Origin of the sequence: Alteraurantiacibacter buctensis (genome assembly GCF_009827655.1) — a bacterium.
GTDB lineage: Bacteria > Pseudomonadota > Alphaproteobacteria > Sphingomonadales > Sphingomonadaceae > Alteraurantiacibacter > Alteraurantiacibacter buctensis.
This window is the reverse complement of the sequence record NZ_WTYV01000021.1, coordinates 1-2,397: the sequence shown is the minus strand read 5'-3', so window position 1 is coordinate 2,397 and position 2,397 is coordinate 1. Positions and strand designations below refer to the sequence as shown.

Here is a 2,397-nt window from a genome sequence, read left to right as displayed (position 1 = left end):
CGAAATGAATCAATTTTTTCGCTAATCAAGCTCAAAATTTTGCATTTTGATCATGGTCTCCACACAAGCCTTCTTCTGCTAAAACATAATCTTCTCATCGTTTTAGGCCAAGCAAGACAGGCACTCCAGCATTTTTAATCCAAGCAGCGCCCTGAAGGAATTGGCCGGCGGTGAATTGAAGAGCCTCGTTCCTGTTAATGACACGGAAAGTTTTCCAGCTCACCCTCTTGTTGGTATTTGCTCCGGCGCCTCTGTTTGCGTACTCTGCGTAGTACAAAGTGTCAAGATATAAGCTTCCGGCCCATGGCATCCACCCCGCAGGCTGGATAAAATCTGCCAGTTCTGATTCCATGACAACGGTCCTGGAGAATGGCTTCCATGGCCTGCCCAGGTATGTTGGGATCTTGAACCTGTCAGCAACTAGCTTCTGCTCAGGGACAATCCTGCAGTTGTGGATGACCAAACCGGTGGTGGCATGATTCTCTTTCCTGCCGTCTGCAGTCACCGTGTTCTGCTGGTTGTCATTGGGTCTCCGGACGACAATCAAGGAGTTTTGGATCACAGCGGCGCCATAGCCGAAGATGAAATCAACGGTGCCGGAAATAACACAATTGCGGTAGAATTGACGCTTGGCTTGGTACAGCAATGTGTCCTGATACCCGTCCATCCTGCAGTTGAGGAACACTGACATATCAGAACTTACACGAAGCGCCACCGCCTGGTGCCCGTCAGGACCAGCGGTGTTTTGGAATCCGATCGACTTGGCAATGAACCCATCCGCTTCAGCCACAAAAGTAGCGGTCTTCCATGTTCCCAAACCATCCTTGGCAAAGCTCTTGCTTCCGGTGACGATCGTCTTCCTGGGTCCATCACCATAGATGAACACATTGGGCTTGTTCTTGTCAACAGTAACATACTCACGATAAGTTCCGGCCTTAACATAGATAATATATCGTCCCTTGAGGTTACTGGGATATGCAGCAATGGCTGCGCTGATGGTCTTGAATTGTCCACTGCCATCCTGAGCCACGACCGCGTTTGGCTTGACGTTGCCATTGCCCTGTGCTGCCAAAAGCTTGCGATCAGCCCCAGAGAACCAGGTGGGAAATCCATCCTCGCCAAGAAGGCGACGAGAGTTGGAAGGAATGTTAAACTGGAGGCCCATGGATTTGAGGAAGTCTGACAAGCCAGAGATGATAGCCAGAACGTTGTCGGTGAGCTGGCTAGCATCAACGAAACCTTGTTGAACTATAGGCTTGATGGGGCTCTTATCATCGAACCCATCCACACATGTTTCTTGATATGCAAGGACAGCGCTCAGCCAACTTTGTAGCTCTGCAACGCGGTTATTTGTGGTGTGCAAGTCACTATCTCCCACCATTGACATTGATGCCTGAAGCTCTTGAACGGCATAGTCCAACAGCTCCTTGCAATCGTCCAACGCCATTTTCTCGCGCTTATTTTGGCTGGCTTTGACGACCAGGTCGTCGGAGAAGTTGAACGATTTCTTCACCGCATCCGAGGCAGCTAATATAGCCTGCTTGACAAACTCTTTTGGATCCGTGCTGTTCACGGAGCTGAGGGTCTTGGTGCAAGCCTCCTTGTAATCTGACGGTTGACATAGCTGATTGGCAATCCTCATCGATGGAGAAATGTTTCCTGGTTCGTTTTCTCCACCGGATCCCTTATGACTGGGTTGCACCAGAGCCACCACCCCAATGACAGCACCGACGACAAGAATGAGGGAAATAGCAGAAACAACCACTTTCCGAAACATTTTCACTTCTATTTCCTGGGCCAATATCCTGGTTTCTACAGATGAAAAGAAAAGGAAGAAAATGGATGGAATAGAAGAGTAGGATTGCGATGAAGATGATAATGATGCAAACAGAGACTTTGCTATGGTGGTTTTGGTGGCCTTCGCATCAACAGTCGTCTACTCATCCCTGTCCCTTATGCTGATCCCGAGGATGATTACACTGTTATTCTCAATGACTGGTACACTAAGAGCCACACTGCTCTCCAGAAGCTCTTGGATAGCGGCCGCACTCTTGCAAGGCCTGATGGTGTCCTCGTCAATGGCAAAAACGCCATGGGAGACGGCAAGGATGAGCCGCTCTTCACAATGAAACCCGGAAAGACATACAAGTACAGGATCTGCAATGCTGGGCTCAAGAATACTCTCAATTTCAGGATCCAGGGCCATACAATGAAACTTGTGGAGATGGAAGGATCCCATGTGGTGCAAAACGTCTACGAGTCACTCGATGTCCATGTTGGACAATGCTTCAGTGTCCTCGTGACATCCAACCAAGCTCCAAAAGACTACTACATGGTGGCTTCTACCCGATTCAACAAGCAGGTTCTCACCGCCAAGGGCATCATTCGTTACACCAA

General features: G+C 49.1%; 2 protein-coding genes. One reads left to right on the top strand and one right to left on the bottom strand.

Annotated features, from left to right (window positions below; translation table 11 throughout):
• Window positions 1-94 precede the first annotated feature (94 nt).
• Window positions 95-1,777: a pectinesterase family protein gene (locus GRI99_RS19050; RefSeq protein ID WP_237438469.1), complete on the bottom strand. Its 1,683-nt coding sequence runs from the start codon at window positions 1,775-1,777 to the stop codon at window positions 95-97.
• A gap of 147 nt (window positions 1,778-1,924) precedes the next feature.
• Between GRI99_RS19050 and GRI99_RS19045 the strand changes: the two genes are divergently transcribed.
• Window positions 1,925-2,397 (top strand): hypothetical protein (locus tag GRI99_RS19045; RefSeq protein WP_160773531.1); only part of this gene is annotated, 473 nt, incomplete at its 3' end.

Coding starts and splice junctions, on each gene's coding strand:
- GRI99_RS19050 (WP_237438469.1), bottom strand. CDS start 1,777: ATGTTTCGGAAAGTGGTTGTTTCTGCTATTTCCCTCATTCTTGTCGTC.